Below are 7,152 nucleotides of genomic sequence, written 5' to 3'. Positions count from 1 at the left end.
GGAGGGGCCCTGCATCACCGCGGCACTGGAGCGGCGCACGGTGCGGTCTGGGTCGTTGGGTGGGGAGAAGATGTGGCCGCGGTTCGGTCCCCGAGTGGGCCGCTTGGGCGTGCACAGTGCGCTGTCGCTGCCGCTGCTGCTGTCGGATCAGGTGATCGGCGCGATCAATGTCTACGCCCACGGCAAAGACGTCTTCGATGAGCACGCCGCCAAACTGGGGGAACTGTTCGCCAAACCCGCGGCAGTGGCGGTGCATAACGCCCAGGTCCTCGCGCACGCGATGGCGCTGACCGCCCAGTTGCAGAAGGCGCTGTCGACGCGCCCGGTTATCGATCAGGCGATCGGCCTGATCCGGGGACGCAGCGGGCGCAGCGCCGAGGAGGCGTTTACTCAGCTGCGGGCGATCAGCCAAGCCGAACACCGCAAATTGGCTGAGGTAGCCCAACACATCGTCGATGAAGCCGTGCGCCGCGCCCGCGCCCGACGCAACCCGATCTGAGCCCGAACCGCCAGGTCGGCCCGCGGCCGAACTGCCGCTGCACGGTGTAACGCGCGTAGGTTGGAGAATGGGAAAACAGTCAACGCGACGGGTCCTGGCTTGCGTCGCGGGTTCCCCACCCTGCAGGCGGCTCGCCTGTTGGGCACCGGCAGGCTCGATCCGCGCTCGGGAGCGCCCAGCGGAGCAATCCCGTCATGAAGATCAGTGCGGCCCTGGCCGCCGATTTGGGCATCCTTACCGCCGCCCTGGATGGGCCCGACGCCGATGTGCTGCACAGTCTGCACCAATTGGGCGTCGACGCCCAAGCGGCGGTGCCCACCTATCTCGGTCTGAGCGTGACCTTCGACGGCAGTGATCCGCCGTTCACGTTCACCACCCTCGAGGACGGCACGGCCGACAATGTTCGCACCTCGCTTCGGCTCACGCCGCTGGCCCGTGTCGATGACGGCCGGGCGGCGCCTTCGGTTGCCCTCATCCTTTACGCGGAGACGCCGGGAACATTTGTCGACCTCACCGCCGACCTCGCGTGGCTAACCGGCCGTCCGCCCAGCGACTTCGCGCTCGATCAGCACCGGAGCGTCCCCGCCGGGTCGGACGCCGGGACATCTCTGCCAGCGGCGTCGGTCGTCAACCAGGCCATCGGGGTACTCATCGGCCGCGGCTACACCCCACGGCAAGCACATTCGAAATTGGACACCCAAGCTGATGGCGCGGGTACCGATCGATACACCACCGCGCAGTTCATCCTCGACACGCTCACAGCCGAGAACCCGGCCGACGCCGAGCGCGCCGATCAGGAGCCCAACATGGGCTGAGTGTGCAAGCACGGAAAAACTGCGCTGCGCGGTGGCTCATTGTGCCCGCGCCGTATAGCGTCTCGGCCCAGTCACTCGCGCCGGAGGCAGTCAGCAGTTCACAATGATTCCGGGTCGGTGACATGCCGATGAGAGGGACTGAATGATCGACAAAGAGCAAGCGCAGCACATGACAGATGTTGCCGGCGAATGCAATCGGCTCAACGAGATATCGCAACCACTGGGGTATGCGGTCACCGCGAGCACCAGCCTCGATGACCAATCGACGCAGCAGTTTACGGTTCATCGGCTAGACCAGACCGTCGCCAGCGGCCCCAAGTTCGCGACCACCCAGGAGGTTCGTGCTCACTTCGAGGCAATCGCGAAGCTACCACTCTGGCGACTGGATCTCGTGAACAACAGCGCGATCGTCTTCGATCCAGCGGAGCTCGAGGTCACCGATGCCAGCACCGGACAGAGCTTCAGCTTTAGGGGCTGGGGCTTGGGAGTCGCACAACTCGCGGCAGGCGGCGAGGGCCCAGGCGCTCAGGAGGGGGTAACGAATCTAACTGTCTATTCTGAGGATCCCCCAACTATCGGGAATTGGTACAAGTCAGACGTCGGGTTATAGTGCGCGACCGACTCACCGAGATTTCGCACCCAGGCTAATTTGTTGCGGGCCAAGACAGGTCGTTACCGCCCGGAGCGGCGCCTACAATCACTGCCACACCGGACTCGGCGGCCAAGCACCGCTACCGGTGTGGCCGACCTCTCAGGTCAGGACATCTGGCCGGGGGTACCCGACAGGTGTAGCGTTGTTGTTGCTGGGTCCTTCAGCCAGTCCGGAAGAGTTTGGCTGTACGCCGCCGAACTTGATGAGCGTTTGCTCGCGCCGCACATTTTGACATCTACCCGTTGCATTCGAGAGAGCATGTGCATTTCGCTCATTCGTCGTTAGCCCGGAATTAGGCGGACCACCAACTCCGTGTTCACCCAACCCGTGCACGTTGGTTTGTCGACCACTTGCCCGGCGACCGACCGAGTAAACAACCCTGCCAATGATGCCGGGTGTGCAGCGCGTGCACCGAAGGACGCAACGATCAGCCGGGGCAACGCCAAACCGGCGGCGGGCCAAGGTAAATGACCCGTTCAATCACTGACCCGGGCAAATCCTCCTCCAAACATCCACACAGAAACTAGGTAAATGTCATGATCGGCCTCGGAATCCTTCTTATCGTCCTCGGGCTCCTCCTCCCCGCCCTCATCCCCACCTTCGCCTACGCCCATATTTGCTTGGTCATCGGGGTCATCCTCCTCGTCGTCGGCCTGCTACTGATGGTGATGGGACGGATGGGACACGCCGTCGGCGGCCGCCGCCACTACTACTGACCGGCCCGATGTACTCCCCGGCTCGGCTAGCAGTGGCTGACCGAGCCGGGTGTCGTGGGTCGCGGTTTTCGTTGGCGATCAACGCCGGCAGCCCGAGTTATGAACCCGAAAGAAAGGAGGATAACGATGGCGATCACAGACGTTCCGGCCTTCGCTCACCTGACCGACGCCGACATTGACAACCTGGCCGTTGAGCTGGATGCCATCCGCCAGGACGTTGAAGACTCCCGCGGCGAGCGGGATGCCCGCTACATCCGCCGCACGATCGCCGCGCAACGTGCCTTGGATCTCACCGGCCGGCTCATGCTGGCCGGCAGCTCGAAACGCTCGGCATGGTGGGCGGGAACGGTGACCCTCGGTCTGGCCAAGATCGTCGAGAACATGGAGATCGGCCACAACGTCATGCACGGCCAGTGGGACTGGATGAACGATCCCGAGATCCACTCCTCGACGTGGGAGTGGGACATGATCGGCGTGTCCAAACACTGGCGATCCACCCACAACTTTCAGCACCACAAGTACACCAACATCCTCGGCATGGACGACGACGTGGGCTACAGCACCCTGCGAGTCACCCGTGACCAGCCGTGGGAGGCTGCCCACATCGGCAACCTGCTGTTCAACACCATCCTCGCGCTCGGATTCGAGTGGGGAATTGGCTTGCAGCCCATCGATTTCGGCAAAATCCTCAAGGGCGCCCCGGACCGCGAAACCACCCTCCGGCAGATCCGCGAATTCTCAGCCAAGGCCGGCAGGCAGGTCGTCAAGGACTACGTCGCGTTCCCGGCACTGACCTCGCTGTCGCCGGCGGCGACCTACAAATCGACGCTGAAGGCCAACGTGGTGGCCAACGTGATCCGCAATATCTGGACCTACGCGGTGATCTTCTGTGGGCATTTCCCCGATGGCGCTGAGAAATTCACCAAGACCGACATGATCGGCGAAAGCCGGGGCCAGTGGTATCTGCGCCAAATGCTGGGCAGTGCCAACTTCGACGCCGGGCCCGCGATGCGGTTCATGAGCGGCAATCTGTGCCACCAGATCGAGCACCACCTCTACCCCGATTTGCCCAGCAACCGCCTGCATGAGATCTCGGTGCGGGTCAGGCAGGTCTGCGACAAATACGACCTCCCGTACACGACGGGTTCGTTCCTGATGCAGTACGGCAAGGCGTGGCGCACCATCGCCAAACTGTCGCTGCCGGACCGCTACTTGCGCGCGACCGTCGACGACGCTCCGGAGACCCGCAGCGAGCGGATGTTCGCCGAACTGGAGCCCGGTTTCACCGGGACCGATCTAGCCACAGGGCGCCGCCGCGGGCTCAAGACAGCGATCGCGGCGGTCCGACAATGGCGCCGCGATCAGCGCAGACGGCCGTGATCTACTGGCCGGTAACCTACGGGACCGTAGGTACCGTATAGTCGGCCAGTAGTCCCGCCGGTATGCCAGAACACCGTTGGATGGAGACCAGTTCACGTGACCGAGATGAACTATGTCGATCTGCACGGTGAGCGGGTCGCCTATCGGGACGCAGGGGCCGGCGAGGCGCTGCTGTTGATTCATGGCATGGCGGGAAGTTCGGCGACCTGGCGGGCGGTGATCCCTCAGCTGTCGAAGAAGTATCGGGTGGTGGCACCGGACCTGTTGGGACACGGTGAATCAGCCAAGCCGCGTGGTGACTATTCGCTGGGTGCGTTCGCTGCGTCGTTGCGTGATCTGCTCGATGAACTAGGGATCAGCCGGGCGACGGTGATCGGTCAATCCCTCGGTGGCGGTGTGGCCATGCAGTTCACCTATCAACATCGCGACTACTGCCAGCGACTGGCTCTCATCAGCAGCGGTGGCCTCGGCCCTGACCTGAACTGGATCTTGCGGATCCTGTCGGCACCCGGAGCCGAGCTGCTGCTGCCAGTGGTCGCGCCGCGGCCCGTATTGAACGTCGGCAACAAGCTGGGGTCGTGGCTCACGTCGGCGGGGATCCAGTCGCCGCGCGCCAGCGAAATGTGGAGCGCTTATTCCTCGTTAGCGGATCAGCAGACACGGCAAGCATTCCTACGTACGTTGCGCTCGGTGGTCGACTACCGCGGCCAGGCGGTCAGTGCGCTCGGCAAGATCCATGTCAGTCATGGGTTACCCACCTTGCTGATCTGGGGTGAGCAGGATCGGATCATTCCTGTCGCTCATGGCTACGCCGCTCACGACGCCGTGCCGAGTAGTCGACTTGAAGTGCTCGCCGGTGTCGGGCACTTCCCGCATGTCGAGTCCCCGACAGCGGTCGTGGACATCCTTGACGACTTCATCGCCACCACAGGGCGGGATGTCGATCTGACGAATCGAAAAACCTGATCATCCAGCGGGAGCGACCGGCTGATCAGATTACTGATCGTAGGGTGCGGCGACATCTGCGCGGCGATCCGCATCGGTTGACTGCCATCGGCGGTCTTGCCGCGTTGTCGTTGGACGCATTGTCCAGCGTTGCCTACGGTCCCGAAGCGATCGTCTTGGTTTTGGTCGCCGCGGGTACCGCCGCAGTGCGGTTGACCCTACCGATCGCGATGGCGATCACGGTGCTGCTGTTGGTGTTGGTGGTCTCCTACCGGCAAGTGATCGCGGTCCACCCGAACGGCGGCGGGGCCTACGCAGTGGCCAAAAAGGACCTCGGCCGAGCGGTGAGCTTGTTGGCTGCGGCGAGCCTGGTCGTCGACTACGTGCTGACGGTTGCGGTGAGTCTGGCGGCCGGGGCAGCCAGTCTGGGCAGCGTCTTTCCGGTGATGGCCCATCACCTGCTGGGCGTGACGTTGGCGGGGCTTGCGCTGATCACCGCCATCAACCTGGTCGGAATCGCCGAATCGGCCAAGGTGCTGATGGGACCGACGATGGTGTTCGTCGTCAGTATCTTCGCCATCATCATCGTCGGGTTCATCCGTCCGCATCCGGTAGCCGTTATCGGTGCGGATCTGGGCCCCATCCGTGCGACCGAAGCACTAGGGGTGGTGTTGATTCTCAAGGCGTTTGCAGCGGGTTGTTCGTCGCTGACCGGAGTCGAGGCAATCGCCAACGCGGTGCCCCAATTCCGGACGCCCATCGTCAAGCGGGCCCAACACACCGAGGTCGCGTTGGGAGTGTTGCTGGCAGCCATGCTTCTTGGCCTGGCCGCGTTGATCAAGCTGCATCAAGTGACACCGCGCGGCGACGTCACCGTACTCGCGCAGCTGTCGGCGGGAGCTTTTGGAACCGGGTGGCCGTTCTACGTGACCAACCTCGCGGTAACTCTGGTGTTGGCTCTCGCGGCGAACACCAGCTTTGGTGGTCTGCCGGTGTTGATGCAGCTGTTGGCCAAGGACCACCGGCTGCCGCACCTGTTCACGCTTCGCGCCGAACGTCCCGTGTACCGGTACGGCGTTGCCGCTTTAGGCGTGCTGTCCGCCGCGGTGCTACTCCTCGTCGGTGCCGAAACCCACCGGTTGTTGCCCGTGTTCGCGATCGGCGTCTTTATCGGATTCACGATCAGCCAAACCGGACTGGTCCGGCACTGGCTGCAACAACGCGGCCGCGGCTGGGTGGGCAAGGCAGCACTCAACGGGACCGGGGCGGTACTCACCGCCGTGGCGGGAGTGGTGCTCTTCGCCAGCAAATTCACCGAGGGTGCCTGGCTGCTGCTGCTGCTCGTGCCGGGGCTGATGCTGCTCTTCGATCGGATCGAACGCTACTACTATCACGTCGCGGAACAGTTGGATCTAGGACGGCCGCCACCAAAACCCGTTCCGGGACCTGCCCACGAAGCGGGCGACGCAATGGTCATCGTGCCGGTCATCACGATCAGCAAGGTCGTGGGGCATGCGTTGCAGGTCGCGATGCGGCTTGGCGGAGAAGTGGTCCCGGTGACCGTCGACACCGACCCCGACGCCAACCGTCGGCTCTGCGAACTCTGGAAAGAATGGGACCCCGGGGTTGACCTACGGGTGCTGCCCAGCCCGCACCGCACCCTGGTGGCGCCCACCGTCGGTTTCGTCCGAACCCAAGTCGAACAGGGACGCTTCGTTATTGTCTTGCTCGCCTACATCGAACCGAGGCGCCGGCGCTACCGAATCCTGCACAACCAACGAGGCCCGTTGCTCGCCACAACAATTCGCGCACGCACCGACGCTATCGTCGCCACGCTTCCGGTTCGCTTGGACTGAGCATCTGCCCACCGCTCCCAAGGCTGCAGATCTCCGATCGACGTTCGTTGTGGCGGCACCCAAAGGTCTGATCCACAGGACTTGACAATTGCCCCCGCGCGGTGGAACGTCAACTGAGTTGAGACTCTCAACCAGTCCGGGATGAGGTCGGCCGTCCGCCGCTGTCCTCGCAGAGCGTTAGCTCGCGCCGAACACACCGGTGACAACCGCATGTCGGGGATCACCATGAATGCTCGTCCTACCACCTCCATGCCGCCGGTCGGCGGCTTTCTTTCCCAGCCAAGAGAGC

General features: G+C 63.6%; 7 protein-coding genes. All 7 read left to right on the top strand.

What is annotated here, in order from left to right; genetic code table 11:
- The coding region (locus tag VNW74_RS27015) for a GAF and ANTAR domain-containing protein (protein WP_325682570.1) at positions 1 to 499 on the top strand (499 nt) is incomplete at its 5' end.
- Between the two features lie 194 nt (positions 500 to 693).
- Positions 694 to 1,314, top strand: a complete 621-nt coding sequence (locus tag VNW74_RS27010; protein ID WP_325682568.1) for a hypothetical protein — start codon at positions 694 to 696, stop codon at positions 1,312 to 1,314.
- Positions 1,315 to 1,456: 142 nt separating this feature from the next.
- A complete protein-coding gene (locus VNW74_RS27005; protein WP_325682566.1) occupies positions 1,457 to 1,924 on the top strand; it encodes a hypothetical protein in 468 nt (155 codons plus the stop codon).
- A 578-nt stretch (positions 1,925 to 2,502) separates the two neighbouring features.
- Positions 2,503 to 2,682, top strand: a complete 180-nt coding sequence (locus VNW74_RS27000) for a DUF6131 family protein (protein ID WP_325682564.1) — start codon at positions 2,503 to 2,505, stop codon at positions 2,680 to 2,682.
- 126 nt (positions 2,683 to 2,808) lie between these two features.
- On the top strand, positions 2,809 to 4,062 hold the full coding sequence (locus tag VNW74_RS26995; RefSeq protein WP_325682562.1) for a fatty acid desaturase: 1,254 nt from the start codon (positions 2,809 to 2,811) through the stop codon (positions 4,060 to 4,062).
- Positions 4,063 to 4,167: 105 nt separating this feature from the next.
- Positions 4,168 to 5,028 carry an alpha/beta fold hydrolase gene (locus tag VNW74_RS26990; RefSeq protein WP_325682574.1) on the top strand — a complete coding sequence of 287 codons (861 nt, stop codon included), beginning with the start codon at positions 4,168 to 4,170 and terminating at the stop codon, positions 5,026 to 5,028.
- Positions 5,025 to 6,863, top strand: coding sequence for an APC family permease (locus tag VNW74_RS26985; RefSeq protein WP_325682572.1), 1,839 nt, complete (start codon positions 5,025 to 5,027; stop codon positions 6,861 to 6,863). Before VNW74_RS26990 ends, VNW74_RS26985 begins: the two co-directional genes overlap by 4 nt.
- Positions 6,864 to 7,152 lie beyond the last annotated feature (289 nt).

Origin of the sequence: Mycobacterium sp. (assembly GCF_035570115.1) — a bacterium.
Classification (GTDB): domain Bacteria; phylum Actinomycetota; class Actinomycetes; order Mycobacteriales; family Mycobacteriaceae; genus Mycobacterium.
Note: the sequence above shows the minus strand (reverse complement) of the source record. Positions and strands in the feature narration are given on the sequence as shown.